The following is a 21,150-nucleotide window of genomic DNA, read 5'->3' as shown; positions in this document are numbered from 1 at the left end:
CTCGGCCCCACTCACTGACGGGTTATCCCCTCAACGGTCCAAAAAAGTCCACCAAGAGCGTGGCCGCTTCGTCGGCTAGGACACCACCAATGACTTCATCAACCCGGTGGGGTAACGCTCGGTCGCGAACGAGGTCGTGGGGGCCACCACCTGCGGCTCCCGCTTTGGGATCCGCAGCGCCGTAGATCACTCGATGGATGCCAGCTTGAGTGATTGCCCCAGCACACATCACGCAGGGCTCCAGAGTGACAACGATCGTGAAACCATCGAGTCGAGCACTGCCCACTGTGTGGCCGGCTTGCCGAAGCGCCACAATTTCTGCGTGGCCGGTAGGGTCGTGCTCGGCCTCCCGAGTGTTGTGTCCCTCAGCGATGACCTGCCCGGTCTCATCAATGACTACAGCCCCTACCGGTACATCATTGTGCTCGAGGGCAGCACGCGCGTTGTCCAGGGCCAACCTCATCCACTGCTCCATTTGTTCACGGCTGGGCCGAGGGGGTGCGTGAGTTTTTCCGGGCTCCGAGGGGGTCATGTCATTAAGCGTAAAAGGCCGTACCGCATTTTCCCCCCTGCGCTAGCCTTGGCCCATGCGCCAACAGGTCTCCAGCCACCCTCTCGTTGCAGAAAAAATCACCAGATTACGAGATCACACCACGGATACTCCGGAGTTTCGGGCGCTCACCAGAGAGTTGGTGACACTGCTGGCCTATGAGGCCACGGCGGACATCGAGGTGTCGGAGGTCCAGGTGGACACTCCTGTTGCGAGTGCTCGTGGTGTGGAAATGCCCGCGCCCGGTCCGCTCATTGTGCCAATCCTTCGCGCCGGTTTGGGCATGTTGGATGGAATGCTCGCTCTCCTCCCTCGCGCTGAGGTCGGTTTCTTGGGAATGGTGCGAAACGAGGACACCCTGCAGGCCACTACCTACGCGGAGCGGTTACCTCAAGATCTTTCGGGACGCACGTGCCTGGTGCTGGATCCGATGTTGGCCACTGGGGGCTCTTTGGCCCAGGCCAACGAGTTCCTCTTCAACCGGGGTGCGCGTTCGATTATTGCCATTTGCTTGCTGGCCGCCCCTGAGGGGGTTGCGGCGTTGGAAAAAGCCAGCGGCGATCGCGATGTCACAGTAGTGCTGGGCGCACTGGATGAACGACTAAACGACCAGGGCTACATTGTCCCCGGGTTGGGTGACGCGGGAGATCGTCTCTATGGACTCGCCGACTAACAGGGACAAAACGGCCCGGGGCTTCGCGCTCTACGTGGGACTCGATGAGGACGCTGCCAAAGCAGCGGGGGTTCCTTTGGCCGACTTGGTTCAACTGCTGAAAGACCGTCTCGCCCAGAGTGTCCCCGAGGCGAAAACCCACGCAACGATTGCCTTGGCTCCACGGGGTACCCCGGGCGATGATTTGGAATTGGTGCGTTTGGCGCTGCACGATCCGGGAAAACTGCAGGCACTGACGACACGACAGCAGGAAGAAGATGAACCAGACGGCGTAGTGATTGATATTTCGCGCAAGAAGGTAATCATCGGCGGCAACCTGACCGGGCTCACTTTTCTCGAATTTGAACTTCTGCAGTTTCTGGTTCTGCGCGAGGGGCAATCGGTGGCGAGGCAGGCGATTATCGACCACTTGTGGGGTTTGGAATCAGGTGACGCCCCCAATGAGCGAACCATTGACGTCTATGTGCGCAGGCTCAGGCAGAAGTTGGAGCCCTACCCAGACATTGTGCGCACGGTACGCGGTCAGGGGTACCGATTTGATCGACACGCTGATGTTGTCATTGTCTTCGGTCAGGGCCCCTCGCCTGACGTCGGTGTCTAGCGCACGGTGACCATTCGGTTAAATAACGATTTGGTCACTAGACAGCGTTACCATTTCGTTATACATTGAAGTCATCGTCAGTTGTTTGCTGTGACAACTCTCGTGAATGTGATTGCAGAACACTCTTGGTGCAAGGGAAACAGGGTCGGTCGCTCGCCTCGGTGACCGGCCCTTCCTTTTGCCTCCAGCGACCACACACCCGCCCCGCGTAATCTAAACGCGTGAGCGCGCCCACCATTGTCTGGTTTCGAGATGACTTGCGCATCACCGATCACCCTGCCCTGAACTGGGCCATTGAGCGCGGTGGGCCCATCGTCGCCCTCTACCTGTTCGACCAGGAATCACCAGAAATTCGACCCCTAGGCTCGGCAAGCAAATGGTGGTTGCGCCATTCACTGGAGAAACTTGACGCGTCGCTTCGCGCCTTAGGTGGTTCACTCACCCTTCGCTCTGGTCCAGCCCGAACAGCCATCCCTGAACTCGCCACAGAAACTTCTGCCGGGGCAGTCGCCTGGAACCGGCGTTACGGCCCGTCAAAGGCCATCGACCAAGAACTGAAAACCACCCTGCGATCCGACGGAATCGAAGCCGAAAGCTTCCAGGCCAACGTGTTATTCGAGCCGTGGACGATCACCACTAAAGACGGCCGGCCCTTCCAAGTGTTCACCCCGTTCTGGCGGACCTGCCTGTCCGGTGAGCCACCCAGGGAGCCGCTGCCCGCACCAACGACGGTGACATCGCTCGCGGGTGTGACATCAGAACACCTCGACGAGTGGGCACTTGTGCCCACCTCCCCCGACTGGTCGACCGGCCTCGCCGAGACCTGGCAACCGGGAGAAGCGGGCGCGATGGCACGGCTTGAGGCCTTTCTCGAAAACGGCCTCGCTCTCTATCACCGCCGGGATGAGCCCGGGATTGACGCCACGTCGATGCTGAGCCCCCACCTGCGCTTTGGTGAAATCAGTCCCCACCAGGTGTGGCAACACACTCACCGTGTCACCAACCCAGAAGCGCGAAAAAACGTGGACAAGTTTCTGAGCGAAATTGGTTGGCGAGAATTCACCATCAACGTGCTGTTCCAACACCCCGACCTGCACACTCACAACATCAAGCCAGCCTTTGACCATTTCCCCTGGCAGTGGCCAGACCACGCTGAGCTTCGACCCTGGCAACAAGGACTCACCGGTATCCCCCTCGTGGATGCGGGTATGCGCCAGCTCTGGCACACCGGATACATGCACAACCGAGTGCGCATGGTCACCGCATCGTTTTTGGTCAAGAACATGCTCGTGCATTGGCGGCTTGGCGAGCAGTGGTTTTGGGACACCCTGGTCGACGCCGATGAGGCCAGTAATCCTGGCAGTTGGCAGTGGGTTGCCGGCTGCGGCACCGACGCAGCGCCCTACTTCCGAGTATTCAACCCGGTGGTCCAGGCAGAGAAGTTCGACCCCGATGGTAGCTACCGCACAAAATGGCTCCCCGAATGGGGAACCGACGACTACCCAGAGCCGATCCTGGATCTCAAAGAATCGAGAATAAGAGCGCTCAGTGCTTTTGACGTGACCAAGGCCGCGCCCCCAACTGGGTAACCGCGAGCGCTGATACTCGAAGCCCCTCAGTCACGGCCTGCTCGAGCGAACCCCCGAGCAGAAGCTTCGAAATCAGACCCGCACTGAAAGAATCCCCTGCACCGGTGGGATCCACAAGACCTTCCGGCCCGAGTGGTTGGGCGGGAAGGTAAGTCGCCGACTGGTGAGGCGTGGCACACACTGCCCCTTTTTCTGCCAACGTGACAATGCCGGTCACACCGTGGTGGGTGAACCCCTCCACCGCCTCATTCGGATCTGTCGAACCGGTGAGGAAATGGGCTTCGTCTTCGTTGGCACGCAACACCGTGGCATGGCGGGCTATCTCCCACCACCAGTTGGCACCGTGGTCGGCCAAAAAACCCGCCGATGACGCATCCAACACCACGTCACCACCGCGCTGAACCACCCGGTCCATCAAATTCACGAGGTCATCGATGGGCTCCCGGTGGAAAAAGCTGTAACCGGTGAGGTGGAGCACCCGAGGGGCACTATCGTCCTGAAAGCGGATGTCAGAGACATCGAGGGTCAAGTTGGCTCCCCGGTCGCTCAACATAGTCCTCGATGAACCCTGAACAATCACAATGATGGTTCCGGTGTGCCCTTCGGGTTCGACCTGAAGGGTGGCGTCCACGCCAAAGCGTTCGAATTCGACGCGGTGGCGCACTTCGTCGTCTACACCGACCCGGCCCAAGAAGTTCACGGACGAACCAAGGTGGCCCAGCCAGCATGCGGTGTTGGCTGCTGAGCCTCCCGGTCGTACCTGAATATTGGCTAAAGTGTCGGTGTTTTGACGGATGGGGCCTTCAGCGACCACGTGAACGTCGTCGATGATGTCGCCGACAACTAACGCCCACGGTGTTGTCACGGAATTAGGCCCGTTCGCTGACGGCCCGAGCAATGCCCGCAGCAACCTGAATGTTGTGGGCGACCACGTCCAGGTTCACCCGAAGGCTGTCTCCGCCGGATTCGCGTTGGATGTAATCCAGGAGGAACGGGGTGACGTCTTTACCTCGAATACCCTCCTGATTGGCGGCGGCAAATGCCAGGTCGACCAGCCGGTCGTGATCGTCCACACTCCAGGCTTTATCTTCAGGGATGGGGTTAGCCACCAACACTCCACTATCGAGACCGAGTTCTCGAAGGGAAGCCAAGACGGCCGCGACCTCCTCGGCGCTATCTACCCGGTGATCCACCGGAAAATCACTGCGGGGTAGCCAAAAGCGAGGAAAGACATCCGTGCCGTAGCCGAGGACCGGAACACTCAGTGTTTCGAGCCGCTCCAGGGTGGCCTGTATATCCAGGACGGATTTCACACCCGCCGACACGACCGCGACCGGGGTGTGGGCAAGGGTGCCCAAGTCAGCCGACTCGTCAAAGCTGGTGCTTGCTCCCTGGTGCACCCCACCGAGTCCTCCGGTGGCAAACACCGAAATGCCGGCTTTGGCGGCAAGAAAGGCTGTCGCAGCAACAGTGGTGGCACCGTGACCACTGCGGGCCATCACGATGGGTAGGTCGCGAACGCTCAGCTTCTCCACGTCCTCGGAGCTGGCAATCAGTTCGAGTTCTTTGTCTTCCAGGCCAATCCTCGCCACGCCGTCAATAACCGCGATTGTTGCGGGGGTCGCTCCGTATCCCCGCACGAGTGCTTCAAAGCGCTTGGCAGCCTCGTAATTGTCGGGGTGTGGCAGACCGTGGGAGATGATTGTCGATTCGAGTGCGACCACTGGGGAGCCTGCATGAAGGGCATCAGCGACGTCGGTTTTCACACGAATAGTGGCCATTACTTAAGCCTAACGGCCGGAAATACCCAGTCGACTTAATATACCCCCCCTGGTATAGTGGGGTGGGTGAGCACAGCGACGGCAACACAAGAAGAAGCGCCAAGTTTCGGCGAAAAAGTTGACGGCATTGATATTCCCGTCTTTAACGAACGTGCGGTCCGCGCGTCAGCCGGTCTTCTCTTCCTTATGGGCTTTGCCGCCTGGATGACCGCTTTCTACACCGGCGACTTCCAACCCATGCGCGCTTTCGGCGCACTCTTTCTCATCGAGATGATGGTCCGCCTCACCCTCAGCCACCGTTTTGCGCCAGCAATGGCGATCGGGGCACTGCTGGTGCGCTGGCAACGACCCGAATGGGTGGGAGCACCCCAGAAGCGTTTCGCCTGGTGGTTAGGTTTCGGTTTAGCCAGCGTCGGCTGCCTCGGCTTTGGCTGGTTAGGTTTTCCTGCCATCTGGATGCTCGCACTGTGTGGCCTCTGCCTGGGTTTACTGTTCCTGGAAGCCGCCATGGGGATTTGTGTGGGCTGTGAGCTTCAAAGGCTCTTCGCGAAGGAACCACCGCAGCTGTGTCCAGGCGATCGCTGCAGCTACACGCCACCCGCCCGCGGTGAAGGCCACCGTTACGAAGGGTCAACTTTTGTCGACACCCCGCCGGCGACTAGGTGACCCGGGACTCCTCAGCGACGGCATCACGGTATCGACCCGACTCGACCAGGTCGCGCATCCGATCTAACCCATCCCAGACTTCCTGATAGGTCGTCGCCAGTGGTGACATCGCCACACGAATCATCGAGGGCTCCCGGTAGTCGGGAATGACGTTACCCAGTTGACGCATGGCCAGGGCAATCTGTTTGGCCTCAGGGTGGGTAACAGCGATGTGACCACCCCGATGCTCTGCATTTCGTGGGGTCTGAAGCTCAAAACCTAACGGTGCGAGCCAGGCGTCAAAAAGCTCCACCATCATCTGGGTTCCCTGCTGCGCCTTGTGTTCAATGGCGGCCATTCCCGCGCGCTCAATCATGTCCAGGCTGGCTTGGACCGCGCGGATTCCCATGATGGGAGGGCTCGCGATTTGGAAACGGCGAATACCCTCAACCGGGTCAAAAAGTGGTCCCATCGCAAACTGGTCGGCCTGAGCAAACCATCCCTGGATGGGTACCTGAAGACGCTCCTGCCACTCTTTTCTCACAAACAGCCAACCGGGTGAACCGGGACCCGAATTCAGGTACTTATACGTACAGCCCACGGCGAGGTCGACCCCGTTGGCGTCGAAATCCAACACCACTGACCCGGCTGCGTGAGAGCAATCCCACACCACAGGAATGCCGTATTTTCTGGCCAATTCAGTGATTTCTCGCACCGGCTGACGTGTGCCCGAGCGGTAGTTCACCGCCTGTAGCGTCAACACCGCGACATCGTCGCTTAAGACAGACTCCAGACGAGCCAGATCGAAGCGCTCCTGGTCGGTATCCATGCTGATTGCCCCTGGGCCACCGGTGTGGTCAACATCCAACGTGACCAGTGTGAGCCCACGAGCTTTGGCAATGCCTTGGACGATGTAACGGTCTGTGGGAAAGTTGGCCGAATCGATAATGATGGTTCGCCTCGAGGGCTGGGCGTCAACGGCAGCCATCAGGAGTTGATACAAGTTGACAGACGTCGTGTCGGTGACCAGAGCTTGACAGGGCCCCGCGCCCAACACGGCGCGGGCAAGCTGGTCCCCCGCACGCTCTGACTCATCAATCCAATGCGCCCATCCATCAACCAGCTGCGTGCCCCATTGCTCGGTCAAAAACGATTCCAGCGCTGATTTAGTGGCTAAGGGGAGGCGACCGAGCGAGTTGCCATCCAGGTAGCAAAGATCCTCATCGGCGCGAAAAAACTCTCCTGGGAAGTCCGCGAGTATGTCCTCACGGTCTCGCTGCTCAGCGTGTTCTCTCTGCGTGGCCGTAACGGAAGCGCTCATCCCTCCAGGCTAAACCCAGAACCATTTGGGGCACACGACACCCTCAACCCACTACCCCCCGACCTAAGAGCCGACGGGTTCGCGGCGGGGCGAAGAGTCGTTACCCGAAACGTCCCGTGACGTAGTCACGGGTTTTATCGTTTGCGGGATTCTCGAAAATCTTCGACGTCTCGTCGTGTTCGACAAGGGTGCCGATGCGACTTCCCGCTTCATCGTCGGAGACGACAGTGAAGAACGCCGTGCGGTCTGCCACCCGGGCGGCCTGTTGCATGTTGTGGGTGACGATGACAATCGTGTACTGCTCTTTAAGCTCGTTCATGAGGTCTTCGATTTTGAAGGTGGAGACCGGGTCCAGTGCGGAACAGGGCTCATCCATCAAGATGACGTCAGGGTTCACCGCAATCGAGCGCGCGATGACGAGGCGCTGCTGCTGACCGCCGGACATACCAAAGGCGTTGTCTTTCAGCCGGTCCTTCACTTCGTCCCACAGTGCGGCTGAACGAAGGGCATTTTCGACAATCTCATCCATGTTGCCCTTCATCCCAATCGTGCGGGGACCAAAAGCAATGTTGTCGTAGATGGATTTCGGGAAAGGGTTGGGTTTTTGAAACACCATCCCAATGATTTTCCGCACCTGCACGGGATCCACCGTCGGACCGTAGATGTCTTCACCGTGGTAGAGCACATCACCGGTCACTCTGGCCCCGGGAATAAGGTCATTCATGCGGTTGAGCGAGCGCAAAATGGTGGACTTGCCACAACCCGACGGCCCAATCAGTGCAGTGATTTCGTTTTTGTAGATGGGCAAGTTGACGGACTGTACGGCAAGGTTTTTGCCGTAGTACACCGACACGTCTTTGAGGGAAAAGACTTCTTCCTTCATTGACGTCGCCTCTCCCATGTCTGCTGCAGCCATCGACACTGCTACCACGTCCTCTCGTATCGGGCACGAAGCCAGATGGCCACCGAGTTGATAGCCAACAAAATCACCAACATCAACAACACTCCCGCTGCCGCAAGAATCTGGAACTCTTCTTGGGCGCGACCTGCGTAGTTGTAGATCAAGACGGGGAGGGCCGAAAAGCCCCCCTCGAAGAAGCTCGGGTAGAAGGTCACGAAGGTCAGCGCACCGACCAGAAGCAACGGTGCTGCTTCACCGATTGCTCGGGAGATGGCCAAAATGATCCCGGTCAGAATGCCGGGGAATGCTGCGGGGAGGACCTGCTTGCGCACCGCCTGCCAACGGGTCACGCCCAACGCCAGCGAGCCTTCAAGGATTGATGACGGCACCGCGCGGATGGCTTCTCTGGAAGCCAGAATCACGGTGGGAAGCACCAGAAGGGCAATGGTGGCCGACCCTGCGGCGGCCACCAGACCCCAACTAAAAGGCCCCCGCACAAAGAATGCGAGCCCCAGGATTCCAAACACGATTGAGGGGACACCGGCGAGGTTTTGAATGTTCAGCTCAATCAGACGGTTGTACCACTTTGAACGGTCAGCGAATTGCTCCAAATAAATCGCAGCGCCCGTGCCGAGTGGAACAATCAACGCAATCACACCGGCGATGATTTGCAGGGTTCCCACAATGGCGACGCTGTAACCCGCGGTGGCACGGCGCGCAGTGGACGGACCGTTCATAATCAGGTCCAGGTCAATACGGGTACGGCCTTCGACAAACGCCCAGGCCAAGATGGCAAAGATGGCCACAATGGCGACCGATAGGGCCACAATCATCACACCGACAAACAGGGCCCGGCCGACTTCAGCCCACGTGTCTTTCGCCTGGAACTGGCTGGCGACCGTTGCACGAGCACCCGCCATTGCCGCGCCGGAGCGAAGCGATGCTTTCGGTGTTGAGGTGGACATTATTCGTACACCTCCCGGAACTTCTCGACGAAACGAATGGCGATGATGTTGAACACCAACGTGATGAGAAACAGTAGGGCTCCGACCGCGAAAATGGTGTCGTACACAACCGAACCCACCGCGATCTCACCCGTTGCGCGGCTCGCGATGTAGGCGGTCATGGTTTGAATACCCTCAAACGGGTTAAACGCAAGGGTGGGGGATCCCGCACCCGCGACCAACAGCACGACCATGGTTTCACCCACAGCCCTAGAGGCACCCAGTACGAACGCCGCAATAATGCCCGAAATAGCTGCCGGCACCACGACCTTTAGTGCCACACGCATTTTGCTCGCACCTAAGGCGTAGGCGCCTTCACGCAGTGAGCGGGGTACCGAGCGCATGGCGTCATCAGCGACAGAGGCGATCAGGGGAATGATGATGAGACCTACTGCGAAGCCCGCGACACCGGTAGAAAACAAACCCGACCAAGGAAGCCAAGGCGTGAGGTATTCCAAAAAGGGACGTAACCAGAAAAAAGCGAAGAGGCCGGTGGCGACCGTGGGGATACCTTCGAGCACTTCTAGCATGGGCTTGATGGTTTTACGCACCCGCTCCGGTGCGTACTCGGACAAGTAGATCGCGGAGAGGAGACCCAGGGGAATCGCGACCGTCAAAGCAGTAATGACCACGATGAACGTTCCGACCACAATCGGCCACACTCCGTACTTCGGGTCAGAGTAACCGGGCGACCATTCCGTTTCGGTGAAGAACTCAACGATCGAAATCTTTTGAAAGAAGCCGGGTAGTGGTTGGAAGAGTGAGATGACGATGGCGGTCGTCACTGCGACAGACACTGCCGCGGTGAGGAAGAGAATCCCAATAATGAGCTTCTCACCGTAGCGGGGAGATTCGGCCTGGAGCGAGCGTCGCTGTGACGACCCGCTCCAGGCCGACTGCACTGTTGATGAAGACATGTCTAGAAGAACCTAACCAATCTCTCCATCATCCCGATACAGTGACTTTTTCTTGCGGTGTTCTAGCCGAGGTTCGCAACAACGTCGAGCTGCTCAGCTTTCTGGTCGTCGGTCAATGCGACCAGACCAGCAAGGCTTGCAATCTCATCGTTGTTGTTGATGACGTACTCGTAGAACGCGAGCACCTCGGGGCGCTCGAGAGCGGACGAAGCCGGGAACATGTACAGGCCACGGCCGAGCGGGGTGTACTCACCGGCGAGAAGGTTCTCAACAGTGGGCTCCACACATCCGTCACCGGAATCAATGGCAAGACCCTTCACCTGGTCGAGGTTCTCCTGGTAGAAGGAATAGGGGATGAATGCCATCGCCCCCGTACCACCAGAGACACCCTGAACAGCCTGGTTGTCGTCTTCACCGATGTTGTTGTAGTCGGTGCGGATGTTGCCCGATTCACCGTTGATTTCTTCGGTGAAGAAGTCGAAGGTGCCGGAGTCAGTTCCGGGGCCGTAGAGAACGAGTTCTTCGCCGGCGAGGTCGCCTGCGTCGAGACCGTCAACTTCGCCCCAGGTGGCAACGGTCGAGTCAGCGTTCCACATAGCGGAGAGCTGCTCCGTGGTGATGCACTGGAGCGGGTTGTCCTGGTTGACAACTACCGACAGGGCGTCGTTGGCAACGGTGATCTGGCCAAACTCGATGCCGTTCTCTTCACAGAGCGCCTTTTCTTCGTCCTTGATTCCACGCGAGGCGTTGGAGCCATCGGTTTCACCGTTGCAGAACTTTTCGAAGCCTCCACCGGTACCGGAGATACCGACGGTGACGTTCACGCCAGTCTCCTCGTTGAACAGCTCAGCGGCTACTTCAGCGAAAGGACCAACAGTGCTGGAACCGTCCAACAACACGGTGCCGGAAAGTTCAGGGGCTGCTTCAGTGGTTTCTTCGGTGGTTTCCTCGGCGGCTTCGGTAGCAGCCGGAGCCGGCTCTTCCGCCTCGGTCGCACACGCGGAGAGCAGCAAAAGCCCGGCCGACAACGCGGCGACCGGAGCGATCAGGTGCTTTTTCACAGTGATACTTCTCCTCTTGGATTGAGAGTGAGCAGGGGTTTCTGCTCGTGCCCAATTGTGAGAGCCGTACGTAGACGTCCAGTGGTCAGGTGGTGAACGGAAAGCAAACTCTCCGGGGGTCTTGCCGCACAAACCAGGGAGGGGGAACAACCTTCTGATTGGGTCAGCACCTCACTATTCTGATTTTTCAAGGTGAACAGACGGTAAACAACTGCGCGGTGACCGCCAGCTTGAGACAATGAGGCCATGGCCGTTTCTTCCCGCATTTCCCCATGGCAATCGCGCAGCGCTGCCATCGCTATCGCATTGGGCCTCCTGTGCGCGCCCCTCGCGCTCGGCGCGCACAGCGCCACCGAGCTGGTCGATAACACCGAATATGTTGCCGACGCCCTTGAGCCCCTCATTGAACAGCCTGCGATCCAACAACAGCTTGTAGACCAAGCACTCCAACCGCTCACCGAAGCGTTCACCTCGGAGGCTGTTGTATCGCTCCTTTTAGAGTCCGCCGGTGTGTCTAGTGCCCTCCCCGACACACTTCAAGACAGCGCCGAAGGGCTCATCCAACCTCTGATTGACCGACTGACTGCTCAGGTGGAAACCACTGCAAGTGACATTGTGGCCAGTGAAGTTTTTGCGTCCAGTTGGCGAACTGCTGTGGGTGACTCTCACCGGTCCTTTAGGGAGGCCGTCACACAAGGCGGGGATATTGCCATCGATCTGCCCCTGCAGCCCTTCTTGGAACTGGTGCGAGACGATATTGCCCAGTCCGGCTTTCCCGGTGTAGAGCGCCTCCCTATTCCCCAAGTGTCGCTCCCGTTGTTTACCGTGGAACCACCCGAGATGTGGCAACGCAGTTACCAACTGGCTGCCGCAGCCGACCCGTGGCTGGCGCTGCTAGCTATCGGCCTCATTGGTGTGGGGGTGTGGTTTTCCAACCGAAAAGATATTGCCTGGGTCACCATCGGTGCGGTGACCCCTCTGGTCACCGTTGTTCCCGTGTTGGTCGCCACGTGGTGGATCGACCGCCAGGAAGCGTCCTTAGCTACTGAGGCTGATGCTGCACTACTGGGCAGGCCACTCGAAGTGGCTGCCCTCGTGTCGGTCGGGGTGGTGTTGGTCTCTGCCACCGGCTGGTTTGTGGAGAGCAGCCGTAGAGTCACTATCGCCTAGCATGTGGGGATGCGCATCCTCGTCACCGGCGGAGCCGGTTTCCTCGGTTCCCACCTTTCCGATCGGCTGTTGGCCGACGGTCACGAAGTGATTGTCGCGGACAACTTTTTCACCGGCAGTAAGAAAAACATCTGGCACCTGCACAACCAACAAAACTTTGAAGTCATTCGCCACGACGTGACCTTCCCCCTCTATTTAGAGGTAGACGCCATTTATAACCTGGCCTCGCCCGCCTCGCCCATTCACTACCAACGAGATCCCGTCCAAACGACAAAGACCAGTGTCTTGGGCGCAATCAACATGCTGGGTTTGGCGAAACGTTTAGGTGTGCGCATCTTTCAGGCCTCCACATCGGAGGTCTACGGCGACCCCGAAGTCCACCCACAGCCCGAGTCGTATTGGGGCAAGGTCAACCCGATTGGCCCCCGCGCCTGCTACGACGAAGGCAAAAGGGCCGCGGAGACACTCTTTTTTGACTACCACCGCCAACACGGCCTGGCCATCAGGGTTGCCCGCATATTCAATACGTATGGTCCGCGGATGGCGCCCGACGATGGTCGTGTGGTGAGCAACTTTGTCCTGCAGGCCCTGCGCGGCGAACCACTCACTATTTATGGTGACGGTTCACAGACGAGGTCCTTTTGTTACGTCTCGGACTTGGTCGATGGGTTTGTGCGTTTGATGGATAACGACCAAGACCTGGTCGGTCCCGTCAATCTGGGCAACCCGGGCGAGTTCACGATGAATGAACTCGCTGAGGCTGTGCTGGAAGTGACCGGGAGTAAGTCGTCTATTGACTACCGGCCTCTGCCAGAAGATGACCCCAAACAGCGGAAACCGGATATCAGTTTGGCCACTTCGGCTCTCGGTTGGGAACCCGGCGTGCAGCTGCGTGAAGGACTCGACCACACGGTGCAGTACTTCCGCGGCGTGTTAGCCGAGTAACTCGCCATGGCAGCGCCCGTCATTGGCCTGAGTTGTTACCGCACCCACGGGACAATGACCATCTATGACGGCGAGCTCGCGTCGCTGCCCGCCCAATACGTGGATTCGGTCACCAGAAGCGGTGGAACCGCCATATTGCTCCCGCCACAACCATTAAGCATGTCTCAGGCCAAAGACATCATCAGCAGACTCGATGGCTTACTACTCACCGGCGGTGCCGACATTGACCCGGCCCGCTACTCCCAGGAACTCTCCCCGCGCCACGAAGGTTTTGAAGCACTTCGAGACGCCAGTGAAGACACTCTGCTCCATGCAGCACTCGAGGCAGACCTTCCGATCCTCGGTATTTGCCGGGGCGCGCAGATGCTGAACGTTCACCTGGGTGGGACTTTGCACCAACACTTGCCGGATGTCCTCGGCCACGACCGCTATCGAAAGCCCGGAGAGTCCTTCACGACAGAGCCCATCACCATCGAGTCGAACACTGTGGTCCATAAGGCGCTCGGAGGCGACCGTGAAGTTCACGGCCCCGTTCAACACCACCAAGCAATCGATGACGTCGCTCCAGGGTTGGTGGTGTCCGCCAGAGGTTTCGACGGTATCGTCCAAGCAGTGGAGTGGCCAGAGAAATCATTCTGTGTGGCCGTTCAATGGCACCCTGAAGAGGATGCCTCCGATGATCGGTTGGTACGCAGCCTCGTAGAGGCGGCCCTGCACCGCGCATAGACTGACCGGCATGACAGCCGCGTCTCGTTCAATCTTGGTCCCCCTCATTGCCGCTCTGGTGTCGTGGGCGGTATTCATGCTGGCGATTTATACCGACCTGTTCGTTACCGACGTGTTTGATGATGGTGTCCGCGTTGGACAACAACCTGCCGTAGCAGCATCGACCTACCTGTTTTTTGTGGCCGTTGCCGTGTTTGGCGTGGCAGCTTTGTGGGGTCAACGCGTGGCTATTTCGGCGAGGGTTCAGGAAGGGCCGAAGTCTCGCCCGGAACGAGCGGCTCACCGGTTTGCCACGCTGGCCTTGATTGTTGCGATGGCCCTTGCCGCCATTCTCGCCATCAGTGCGTTTCTGGAAGGGTTTGGCCGGTCGGACCAACAAGGCGATTTGGCTGTCCGCTTTGGCAACGTGTACGGCCCCATCCTGCTCTACACCGCCCTAGTGGTGACGATTTTGCTGTGGGGGTTTGTGTTCCGAAGGGACACGTTGCCCAAATCAACAGACCTCATTTCGGCAGAAATTGAGGAAGGGGGTACTGGGCTCGGCGGCCAACGCGACCTCGGAGCGTCCTACGCCATTCCGATCGTGGCAACAGCCGTCGCTCTGATTTTCGGCCTCATTGTGTATGACGCCACAGGCAATGCCCTGGAGGTGTGGGTGTGGGTGGCGATTCAGCTGGTGATTGGTGCCGGCGTTGTGGCGGGCACCATCTTTGGAGAGCGAGCCATCGCCCAGGGGCCCACCTCGCACAGCTCCCGCAGTCGCATTACCCGCGGTGCACGGGGGCTCTCGTTTGTCCTCTCGATTGTGTTTGCCGCAGTGGTTGGCCTGATGGGCTTTGGTTACGGCTCCTCGGCGATTGAGTCACTGCGCAGCAACCCCTACTTCTTTGTGAACATCGTTACCGGTCCAAATACCCCGTTAGAGCGGGCCGAAGTGAGCCTCAATGGGTCAGACCTTGCTGAAGGCTCCACGGTAAGCATTGTGCTCGAACCGGTCGGCGAAGAACTCTTGGTCGAGGAGATCACCGATTCGGATTACTTCTACGACACCAGGCCACTCCCGGGAAACCTCGAGGCCGGGGATTACACACTGGTCGCTCAAGCAACTGCCGAAGATGGCAGGGGGTTAACCCGCGAGGTTGATTTTGAGGTATCCGCTGAGGGCCAGGTGGTGTACGACCCTCAACTCGACATCGATCCACAGTGGCAAGAAGACAACACGGTGATCACTGAGGCTGACGGTGAATGGTTTGTTGAGGACTTCTTGCCCTCTCTGGTGCTCATCACACTGTCACTTGCGGTGATCTACATGACCCTCACCCAGCGCAACAAGCCCGTGCGTAAGGTGGGCAGCGACTCTTAGAAGTGCTCTCCTCGCACGACGGAGGCTTCGCTTAACCAGGCCACACAGGCATAGTGGGAGAAGTATTTTTCCTGGAGCATCGAGAGGATTGCCACGGCAGTGTCGTGGGGTAACACCGTTTCGATGCGAATGTTGCCACCCTGAATGTCGCCTTCTCGCTGGCCACGCACGCCGGCACCGTGTGCCGGCGTGACGGTATAGCCGGGCACGCCGGCAGTCTGTAGGTCACCGATGAGTCTGGACTCTAAAGCCGATTCGGCAACAATCGTCACTACTGTTCGTGAAGTCAGTTCCATCCGATGAGTCCCCCTAAGGTTTCTGCATACCAGTAATACAGGGGGATCCCTGCGATGAGGTTGAACGGGAAAGTGATTCCCAGGCTCGCGGTGAGATAAATTCCGGGGCTTGCTTCAGGCAACGCCAGACGCACTGCAGTGGGGGCCGCGATGTAGGACGACGAGGCCGAGAGGACACCGAGTAGTGCGGCGCCGCCCACTGAAAGCCCGGCGGCGAGGCCGCCTGCCACTCCGGCCAGACCGGCCACCAGCGGAAATAGTGTGCCAAAGGCGACCAGGCCCCAACCGGTCTTTTTCACATCCGGTAGCCGCCTGCCAGCAACAATGCCCAGCTCCAGCAAGAACAGCGTCAATACCCCGGTAAATAGCCCGCCAAAGAAGGGTTCGATGGTGGCAAATCCGACGCTTCCCGCAGCCGCACCAATGGCAAGGCCACCCACCAACAGCACAATCGACTTACCGGAGAGGACTTCTTGCAGGGACTCCCCCCACGCAATTCCCCCTTTTCTCGCACGCGATGCCAGCAGCAGCCCAACAATAATTCCGGGCACTTCCAGGATGGCCAGCAGTGTCACAAGGTAACCCTCAGCGAACTGACCAGACGATTCGATAAATACCAGCGCCGCCGTAAACGTCACGAGTGACGTGGACCCGTAGTGGGCAGCGAGCGCGCCGCGGTTGATGGCGTCAAGTCTGGTGAACCACGATGACACGACGTAGGCACCTAATGGAATGAGCACACCCAAAATCAGGGTGACCACAATGGGTAACCAAATTTCTTGAAGCGAAGAATCGCGCAGGGCGACTCCGCCTTTGATTCCAATACCGAGAAGGAGGTAAATGGAGATTGCCTGGTAAACGGGTTCTGGCAAACGCAGGTCACTTTTGATCGCGACGGCGAGTAGCCCGAGGGCAAAAGCCAACACTGGCGGGGATAAGAGGTTCGCTATCGCCAGCTCGACGACACTTGTAGTCTCCACTCGTCGTCCCCTCGTGAGATCTGGTCCAGGTTACTAGAGCACCCTGGACTAGTCCGCCACCGCGCTACCCAAGATTTCCGAGATGCGCCTGGCGTGTGTGGTGACGGCTTCACCCATCAACTCGTAGTGGCCGCCAATTCTCTCGCGCACAGCGCCCACTGCGATTGCCCCCACAGCCGTTCCTGTGGGGTCAACAATGGCCGCTGCGGCGTCAACGATGTTCGGGTTCAGCTCACCGACACTGACCGCATAGCCGACGTTTCGCACCCTGCGCACCACACGTTTAAGACCGGTGAGGCTTCGAATACTTCCCGGCTGGCGCCGCAGCCTGCGCAACTGGGGTGTCTCTCGCGGCAGCTTGGGGGCATCTTCTGGGGGTGGCCGCCAGATGCCGTGTTCTTCCCACCAGGCGGTCAGTTCGCTGTCTGAATAGGTGGCGAGGATGGCCCTGCCGGATGCGGTGCGCAATGCCGGCAGGGTGACGCCACTCATGCTGCCGTCTCGAAGGGTGTGTTGGGACAATTCCGTGCGGACAGTGAGCACTCCCCCTCCGCGCAACACGGTGAGGTGTGCGGACTCTTCGGCTTGAACGACGAGCTCCAGCAAGGTGCGCTGGGCGAGAGCCGCAAGGTGTGCTTCGCGGGTGCGAAGAGCCATGGCGTAGAGGCGATGGCCGAGGGCGTATTTCTTGGTGACAGGGTGTCGAACCAGGAGGCCCACTTCATAAAGCGTCCTGCATACTCGGGAAATTTGGGCCTTATCGCGACCGGTTTCCGAGGCGATGTCTTGGACGCCGAGGCCACCCTGTTCGAAGACTTCTTCGGAGCCCAGAAGCTCTAAGACGTCGAGGTCTCGAACGAGTCCAGAGGTGTGTGTTGACATCCACCCCACGTTAACAGTCAGTTGACATATGGACAACTGCATTCGACGTCTGGCGAACCAGGCCCTTACGGTTGGGAGACCTATGCACAACATAAGGAGGCATACGAAACGAATGAAGTTATTCAATAAGAGTGCGATCGTGGCCGCCGGGGCCGCGAGTCTTCTCGTTCTTTCTGGCTGCGCCGCGGGCGGAGACAGCGAAGTAACTGAAGACCCGACTCCAGCTGGAGACGACACCGCCGAAGAGACCACAGAATCGGCGGCACCCGCAACCGATCTCTCTGGAGTGTCCATCACCGTCGGATCGAAAGACTTCGACGAACAGCTCGTCCTCGGCTACATGCTCGTGGAAGCGTTTGAAGCAGCCGGTGCGGACGTCACTGACCGCGTAAACCTGGGTGGAACCAGCGTGGCCCGTGAGGCTCTCGTCTCCGGTGCTATCGACACCTACATGGAATACAACGGAACGGGTTGGGTTACCCACTTGGGCAACTCAGATCCCAGCTTCGACCCTGCAGAACTCACTGAGGGTGTGCGAGCTCAGGATCTCGAAGAGAATGGCATCCGCTGGTTGGGCCGTTCACCGTTTAACAACACCTACGGGTTTACCTCCAGTCCTGACGCCACTGAGGCAAACGGCGGAGAACCCTTCACTCTGCAGACGATGATGGAATATGTCATTGATACTCCTGACGCGATCGTGTGCATGGAGTCGGAGTACCCGAACCGTGACGACGGCCTCGTGCTGATGGAAGAGGCCACCGGCCTTGTGATTCCTGAAGCCCAGCGCCTCATCCTCGACACCGGAATTATCTACACTGAAACTGCAGCGAACAACTGCGACTTCGGTGAGGTGTACACCACGGATGGTCGTATCGGTGCTCTCGGACTGACACTTGTCGAAGACCCGGGCGTGAACATTTTGTACAACGTCTCGGTCAACCTTCGCGACGAGGTATACAGCCAGGCTCCTGAAGCCTTCGATTCGATTGTGGAGGGCATCCTTGCTCCTCTCGACAACGAACGGATGGCTACTCTGAACGGTCTCGTCTCTGTTGACGGAGAAGACCCTCAGGCAGTAGCGCGGGACTTCCTCATTCAAGAGGGCCTGATCGCCGAGTAATTGAGTGCATGTGGGAGGGGGGAAACCCCCTCCCACATCACATTGAAGAGGGAATTTATGGAATTCATTGCGAGTCTGTGGGAGTTCTTCCTGGGGCGCACCGATCAGGTGCAAGAGGCACTGTTCGAACACCTGCTCTACGTCATTGTCGTGGTGGGCCTGGCGAGTGCCTTCTCGATCACGATTGGTGTGCTGACCCGCTACAACGTGTTCGCCCGTGAAATGTCCTTGGCCGTCGGGTCGGTATTTCTCACCATTCCCTCGCTCGCGCTGTTCACCATCTTCATCCCCCTCGTGGGGCTGGGCTTTTGGCCCTCGTTTATCGCTCTCTTCCTCTACGCAATCCTCCCGGTACTGCGAAACACAGTCACCGGCCTTGAGCAAGTGGACCCCAGTGTGTTGGAGGCCGCGAAAGGTATGGGGCTCACGAACACAGAAGTGCTGTTACGGGTTCAACTTCCTCTCGCTTGGCCGGTCATCCTCGCTGGAGTTCGGATTGCCACCATGCTGACCATCGGTATTGCCGCTATCGCCACACTGGTTGCCGGAGGAGGACTTGGCGACTTCATCAAGAGCGGTCTCGCCAGACTGCCACTACCCAACTCTTTAGAGTCCATTTGGTTGGGCACAGTGTTGTGCCTGCTGTTGGCCTTCGTTATTGACCTCGGGCTGAAAGGCCTCAAAACCGCAACGATCTCAAGGGGGATCCGATGACCGACGACGTACTGATTCGGCTGGAAAACGTCACCAAGCAGTACGGTGGCACCGAAGAGCCTGCAGTCAACAACCTAACCTTGGAGGTCCTCCGAGGCGAAGTGTTGGTCCTCGTAGGGCCCTCCGGTTGTGGGAAGTCGACCACCTTGCGACTGATTAACCGACTGATTGAGCCCAGCTCGGGCAAGCTTTTCCTCGACGGTGAGGATGTCACCAGCATTAACCCGAGCTTGCTGCGCCGAAAGATCGGTTACGTCATTCAACAGGTCGGCCTCTTTCCGCATCGCACTATTGCCGAAAACATTGCCACTGTGCCCAAGTTGCTGGGTTGGGATAAGAAGAAAATTGACGAGCGCGTCGATGAACTCCTCGAAGTCGTCTCGATGGACCCGAAGACCTACCGCGAGCGCTACCCCAAAGAGCTCTCCGGTGGTCAGGCCCAGCGTGTTGGTGTGGCCCGCGCCTTGGCGGCCGACCCCGATGTGCTGTTGATGGATGAGCCTTTTGGTGCCATCGACCCCATCACTCGCGACCGTCTCCAAAACGAATTCCTCCGACTGCAGCAAGACTTGAAAAAAACCATCGTCTTTGTCACTCACGACATCGACGAAGCCATCAAAATGGGCAACCGCATCGCCATCTTGCGCGAAGGCTCCGAAATCGCACAGCTGGACACCCCGGAAGCGATTCTCGCTGACCCTGCTGACGAGTTTGTCGAAAACTTCCTCGGTTCGGGCGCCATCCTGAAATCGCTCACACTGGCAAAAATTAAAGACCTTGAACTCCACCAAGTTCCTGTCCTCAAAGCCCCAGTGATGCGGGATAAAGCCCTGGAAACACTTCAAGAGTCCGACGATTCCACGGCAATCCTTCTCGATAAGGACGATAAGCCGCTTCGCTGGCTCGACCAGGCTGCGCTAAACCGGACCAGTCAACCCATTGAGAAAAGCGGTCGTCCCATCACCGTTGATCTCCAGCCAGAGGACACCCTGCAGGATGCACTCACTGTGATGCTGCAGTCCTCCACAGGACTCGCGGCGGTAACCGACCGCAAAGGCACCTATTTGGGGTGCGCAACGATTGAAAGCCTCGCGAATTTGATCGTGAGCGGTCAGGGAAGCAAAAACTAATGACTGCCCTGCAGCCACTCAGACGCCAAAAGACTCCGCTTGCCGAGCGGCTGGATCTTATTGTCACGCCCATCTTCGCGAGCCTCCTGGCTCTGATGGCGGTAGTGGTCTGGCTGTATTCGGATATCGACTCGACCACTCTGGAAATTCTCGCTCCCGAGAAGATCACCCGCCAGATTCGAGAGACCATCGTGTTGGGTTTTCTCTCCTCTGGGCTGGTGGTGCTGATCGCCGTGCCGATTGGCATCATCGTGTCGCGCCGAGGATTTCCACGGCTGAAAAACTTCCTCGTCGACTTTCTGGGGCTCGCCCAAGCACTCCCCGCCTACGGCCTGATTGTGATCTTCTTCACCTTCATGGGCACAGGCTTAGAAACGGTTGTCTACGCCCTCGCACTGTTCTCCCTGCTGCCGGTGCTTCGAAACACCATCGTGGGTCTCGAGCAGGTGGATAAGTCAGTCATTGATGCGGGTCGAGGAATGGGTTACACCCGCCTCCAAGTACTCGCAAAGATTGAGCTTCCTTTGGCTGTTCCGGTCATCATGGCCGGTATTCGCACGGCAATCGTCATCAACATTGGTATGGCCGCTTTGGCCTTCCTCGTCGGTGGTGGAGGTATCGGTGAAACCATCAACTCCGGTCTAAAGCTCAACCGTGGTCCGGCGATCTTCATCGGTGCCGTCATGGTGGCCATCTTGGCCATGGTCTTCGACTTCTTGAGCGCACTGGCCCAGAAGTACTTAAAGCCCAAGGGCATCTAATCGCTATCTGCAGTAAA

The 21,150-nt window shown here is 58.4% G+C and carries 23 protein-coding genes; 12 read left to right on the top strand and 11 right to left on the bottom strand.

The annotated features are described in order from the left end of the window. Nucleotides 1-22 precede the first annotated feature (22 nt). Nucleotides 23-532: a tRNA adenosine(34) deaminase TadA gene (tadA, locus tag C3B54_RS01425; RefSeq protein WP_104912918.1), complete on the bottom strand. Its 510-nt coding sequence runs from the start codon at nucleotides 530-532 to the stop codon at nucleotides 23-25. A gap of 55 nt (nucleotides 533-587) precedes the next feature. Between tadA and upp the strand changes: the two genes are divergently transcribed. From upp to C3B54_RS01410, 3 genes are all read left to right on the top strand, one after another. After that, entirely contained in the window at nucleotides 588-1,223 is a 636-nt protein-coding gene (gene upp, locus C3B54_RS01420; RefSeq protein WP_104912917.1) for a uracil phosphoribosyltransferase, read from the top strand. Further along, nucleotides 1,207-1,824: a winged helix-turn-helix domain-containing protein gene (locus C3B54_RS01415; protein WP_104912916.1), complete on the top strand. Its 618-nt coding sequence runs from the start codon at nucleotides 1,207-1,209 to the stop codon at nucleotides 1,822-1,824. Before upp ends, C3B54_RS01415 begins: the two co-directional genes overlap by 17 nt. A 221-nt stretch (nucleotides 1,825-2,045) precedes the next feature. After that, nucleotides 2,046-3,413 (top strand): cryptochrome/photolyase family protein, encoded by a 1,368-nt coding sequence (locus C3B54_RS01410; protein ID WP_104912915.1) that lies wholly within the window; start codon nucleotides 2,046-2,048, stop codon nucleotides 3,411-3,413. Here the strand turns inward: C3B54_RS01410 and C3B54_RS01405 are convergent. Both C3B54_RS01405 and C3B54_RS01400 read right to left on the bottom strand, forming a co-directional pair. Further along, the gene (locus tag C3B54_RS01405; protein WP_158665461.1) at nucleotides 3,370-4,278 is read right to left on the bottom strand and encodes a carbohydrate kinase family protein; all 909 of its coding nucleotides are present in this window, start codon (nucleotides 4,276-4,278) and stop codon (nucleotides 3,370-3,372) included. The two genes, C3B54_RS01410 and C3B54_RS01405, sit on opposite strands and share 44 nt — an antisense overlap. A 4-nt stretch (nucleotides 4,279-4,282) precedes the next feature. Beyond that, the gene (locus C3B54_RS01400) at nucleotides 4,283-5,194 is read right to left on the bottom strand and encodes a pseudouridine-5'-phosphate glycosidase (protein WP_104912913.1); all 912 of its coding nucleotides are present in this window, start codon (nucleotides 5,192-5,194) and stop codon (nucleotides 4,283-4,285) included. Nucleotides 5,195-5,260: 66 nt separating this feature from the next. Between C3B54_RS01400 and C3B54_RS01395 the strand changes: the two genes are divergently transcribed. Next, nucleotides 5,261-5,860, top strand: a complete 600-nt coding sequence (locus C3B54_RS01395; protein WP_245867964.1) for a DUF4395 domain-containing protein — start codon at nucleotides 5,261-5,263, stop codon at nucleotides 5,858-5,860. On the opposite strand, the gene C3B54_RS01390 is transcribed toward C3B54_RS01395, so the two are convergent. The 5 genes from C3B54_RS01390 to C3B54_RS01370 all read right to left on the bottom strand — a co-directional run bounded on the left by C3B54_RS01390 (nucleotide 5,853) and on the right by C3B54_RS01370 (nucleotide 11,043). Then, entirely contained in the window at nucleotides 5,853-7,160 is a 1,308-nt protein-coding gene (locus C3B54_RS01390) for a kynureninase (RefSeq protein WP_104912911.1), read from the bottom strand. The two genes, C3B54_RS01395 and C3B54_RS01390, sit on opposite strands and share 8 nt — an antisense overlap. A 100-nt stretch (nucleotides 7,161-7,260) precedes the next feature. Then, nucleotides 7,261-8,043, bottom strand: a complete 783-nt coding sequence (gene pstB / locus C3B54_RS01385; RefSeq protein ID WP_211286354.1) for a phosphate ABC transporter ATP-binding protein PstB — start codon at nucleotides 8,041-8,043, stop codon at nucleotides 7,261-7,263. A gap of 41 nt (nucleotides 8,044-8,084) precedes the next feature. Next, complete coding sequence (gene pstA / locus C3B54_RS01380; RefSeq protein WP_104912910.1) at nucleotides 8,085-9,026, bottom strand: phosphate ABC transporter permease PstA; 942 nt, start codon at nucleotides 9,024-9,026, stop codon at nucleotides 8,085-8,087. Next, nucleotides 9,026-9,982 carry a phosphate ABC transporter permease subunit PstC gene (gene pstC / locus C3B54_RS01375; protein WP_104912909.1) on the bottom strand — a complete coding sequence of 319 codons (957 nt, stop codon included), beginning with the start codon at nucleotides 9,980-9,982 and terminating at the stop codon, nucleotides 9,026-9,028. Before pstC ends, pstA begins: the two co-directional genes overlap by 1 nt. A 62-nt stretch (nucleotides 9,983-10,044) precedes the next feature. Further along, nucleotides 10,045-11,043 carry a PstS family phosphate ABC transporter substrate-binding protein gene (locus C3B54_RS01370; RefSeq protein ID WP_211286300.1) on the bottom strand — a complete coding sequence of 333 codons (999 nt, stop codon included), beginning with the start codon at nucleotides 11,041-11,043 and terminating at the stop codon, nucleotides 10,045-10,047. A gap of 246 nt (nucleotides 11,044-11,289) precedes the next feature. Between C3B54_RS01370 and C3B54_RS01365 the strand changes: the two genes are divergently transcribed. Genes C3B54_RS01365 through C3B54_RS01350 form a run of 4 tightly spaced genes read left to right on the top strand, consistent with a single transcriptional unit; the run spans nucleotide 11,290 to nucleotide 15,247 of the window. Continuing rightward, entirely contained in the window at nucleotides 11,290-12,213 is a 924-nt protein-coding gene (locus C3B54_RS01365) for a hypothetical protein (RefSeq protein ID WP_104912908.1), read from the top strand. 9 nt (nucleotides 12,214-12,222) lie between these two features. After that, entirely contained in the window at nucleotides 12,223-13,158 is a 936-nt protein-coding gene (locus tag C3B54_RS01360) for a UDP-glucuronic acid decarboxylase family protein (RefSeq protein WP_104912907.1), read from the top strand. Between the two features lie 6 nt (nucleotides 13,159-13,164). Next, on the top strand, nucleotides 13,165-13,884 hold the full coding sequence (locus tag C3B54_RS01355) for a gamma-glutamyl-gamma-aminobutyrate hydrolase family protein (protein ID WP_104912906.1): 720 nt from the start codon (nucleotides 13,165-13,167) through the stop codon (nucleotides 13,882-13,884). Nucleotides 13,885-13,894: 10 nt separating this feature from the next. Continuing rightward, entirely contained in the window at nucleotides 13,895-15,247 is a 1,353-nt protein-coding gene (locus tag C3B54_RS01350; RefSeq protein WP_104912905.1) for a hypothetical protein, read from the top strand. On the opposite strand, the gene C3B54_RS01345 is transcribed toward C3B54_RS01350, so the two are convergent. From C3B54_RS01345 to C3B54_RS01335, 3 genes are read right to left on the bottom strand one after another with little or no spacing between them, the layout of a single operon-like run. Then, on the bottom strand, nucleotides 15,244-15,543 hold the full coding sequence (locus C3B54_RS01345; protein ID WP_104912904.1) for a P-II family nitrogen regulator: 300 nt from the start codon (nucleotides 15,541-15,543) through the stop codon (nucleotides 15,244-15,246). The genes C3B54_RS01350 and C3B54_RS01345 overlap by 4 nt on opposite strands. Then, nucleotides 15,534-16,523 carry a sodium-dependent bicarbonate transport family permease gene (locus C3B54_RS01340; protein ID WP_104912903.1) on the bottom strand — a complete coding sequence of 330 codons (990 nt, stop codon included), beginning with the start codon at nucleotides 16,521-16,523 and terminating at the stop codon, nucleotides 15,534-15,536. The genes C3B54_RS01345 and C3B54_RS01340 overlap by 10 nt, the downstream gene beginning before the upstream one ends. 48 nt (nucleotides 16,524-16,571) lie before the next feature. Next, a complete protein-coding gene (locus tag C3B54_RS01335; RefSeq protein WP_158665460.1) occupies nucleotides 16,572-17,405 on the bottom strand; it encodes an IclR family transcriptional regulator in 834 nt (277 codons plus the stop codon). A 112-nt stretch (nucleotides 17,406-17,517) separates the two neighbouring features. Between C3B54_RS01335 and C3B54_RS01330 the strand changes: the two genes are divergently transcribed. From C3B54_RS01330 to C3B54_RS01315, 4 genes are read left to right on the top strand one after another with little or no spacing between them, the layout of a single operon-like run. Continuing rightward, a complete protein-coding gene (locus C3B54_RS01330; protein ID WP_104912901.1) occupies nucleotides 17,518-18,528 on the top strand; it encodes a glycine betaine ABC transporter substrate-binding protein in 1,011 nt (336 codons plus the stop codon). 57 nt (nucleotides 18,529-18,585) lie between these two features. Continuing rightward, complete coding sequence (locus tag C3B54_RS01325; RefSeq protein ID WP_104912900.1) at nucleotides 18,586-19,242, top strand: ABC transporter permease; 657 nt, start codon at nucleotides 18,586-18,588, stop codon at nucleotides 19,240-19,242. Continuing rightward, complete coding sequence (locus C3B54_RS01320) at nucleotides 19,239-20,372, top strand: ABC transporter ATP-binding protein (protein ID WP_104912899.1); 1,134 nt, start codon at nucleotides 19,239-19,241, stop codon at nucleotides 20,370-20,372. The genes C3B54_RS01325 and C3B54_RS01320 overlap by 4 nt, the downstream gene beginning before the upstream one ends. After that, a complete protein-coding gene (locus C3B54_RS01315) occupies nucleotides 20,372-21,133 on the top strand; it encodes an ABC transporter permease (protein ID WP_245867963.1) in 762 nt (253 codons plus the stop codon). Before C3B54_RS01320 ends, C3B54_RS01315 begins: the two co-directional genes overlap by 1 nt. The last annotated feature ends 17 nt before the right edge of the window (nucleotides 21,134-21,150 follow it).

Origin of the sequence: Pontimonas salivibrio (genome assembly GCF_002950575.1) — a bacterium.
GTDB lineage: Bacteria > Actinomycetota > Actinomycetes > Actinomycetales > Microbacteriaceae > Pontimonas > Pontimonas salivibrio.
The sequence above is the reverse complement of the archived record's forward strand: the minus strand, read 5'-3'. Positions and strand labels throughout refer to the sequence as shown.

Excerpts from the sequence above, each read along its gene's own strand:
- C3B54_RS01360 (WP_104912907.1), top strand. The coding sequence starts at position 12,223 with ATGCGCATCCTCGTCACCGGCGGAGCCGGTTTCCTCGGTTCCCACCTT.
- tadA (WP_104912918.1), bottom strand. The coding sequence starts at position 532 with ATGACCCCCTCGGAGCCCGGAAAAACTCACGCACCCCCTCGGCCCAGC.
- C3B54_RS01325 (WP_104912900.1), top strand. The coding sequence starts at position 18,586 with ATGGAATTCATTGCGAGTCTGTGGGAGTTCTTCCTGGGGCGCACCGAT.
- C3B54_RS01320 (WP_104912899.1), top strand. The coding sequence starts at position 19,239 with ATGACCGACGACGTACTGATTCGGCTGGAAAACGTCACCAAGCAGTAC.
- C3B54_RS01350 (WP_104912905.1), top strand. The coding sequence starts at position 13,895 with ATGACAGCCGCGTCTCGTTCAATCTTGGTCCCCCTCATTGCCGCTCTG.
- pstC (WP_104912909.1), bottom strand. The coding sequence starts at position 9,982 with ATGTCTTCATCAACAGTGCAGTCGGCCTGGAGCGGGTCGTCACAGCGA.
- C3B54_RS01345 (WP_104912904.1), bottom strand. The coding sequence starts at position 15,543 with ATGGAACTGACTTCACGAACAGTAGTGACGATTGTTGCCGAATCGGCT.
- pstA (WP_104912910.1), bottom strand. The coding sequence starts at position 9,026 with ATGTCCACCTCAACACCGAAAGCATCGCTTCGCTCCGGCGCGGCAATG.
- C3B54_RS01315 (WP_245867963.1), top strand. The coding sequence starts at position 20,372 with ATGACTGCCCTGCAGCCACTCAGACGCCAAAAGACTCCGCTTGCCGAG.
- C3B54_RS01335 (WP_158665460.1), bottom strand. The coding sequence starts at position 17,405 with ATGTCAACACACACCTCTGGACTCGTTCGAGACCTCGACGTCTTAGAG.
- C3B54_RS01390 (WP_104912911.1), bottom strand. The coding sequence starts at position 7,160 with ATGAGCGCTTCCGTTACGGCCACGCAGAGAGAACACGCTGAGCAGCGA.
- C3B54_RS01365 (WP_104912908.1), top strand. The coding sequence starts at position 11,290 with ATGGCCGTTTCTTCCCGCATTTCCCCATGGCAATCGCGCAGCGCTGCC.
- C3B54_RS01355 (WP_104912906.1), top strand. The coding sequence starts at position 13,165 with ATGGCAGCGCCCGTCATTGGCCTGAGTTGTTACCGCACCCACGGGACA.
- upp (WP_104912917.1), top strand. The coding sequence starts at position 588 with ATGCGCCAACAGGTCTCCAGCCACCCTCTCGTTGCAGAAAAAATCACC.
- C3B54_RS01415 (WP_104912916.1), top strand. The coding sequence starts at position 1,207 with ATGGACTCGCCGACTAACAGGGACAAAACGGCCCGGGGCTTCGCGCTC.
- C3B54_RS01330 (WP_104912901.1), top strand. The coding sequence starts at position 17,518 with ATGAAGTTATTCAATAAGAGTGCGATCGTGGCCGCCGGGGCCGCGAGT.
- C3B54_RS01400 (WP_104912913.1), bottom strand. The coding sequence starts at position 5,194 with ATGGCCACTATTCGTGTGAAAACCGACGTCGCTGATGCCCTTCATGCA.
- pstB (WP_211286354.1), bottom strand. The coding sequence starts at position 8,043 with ATGAAGGAAGAAGTCTTTTCCCTCAAAGACGTGTCGGTGTACTACGGC.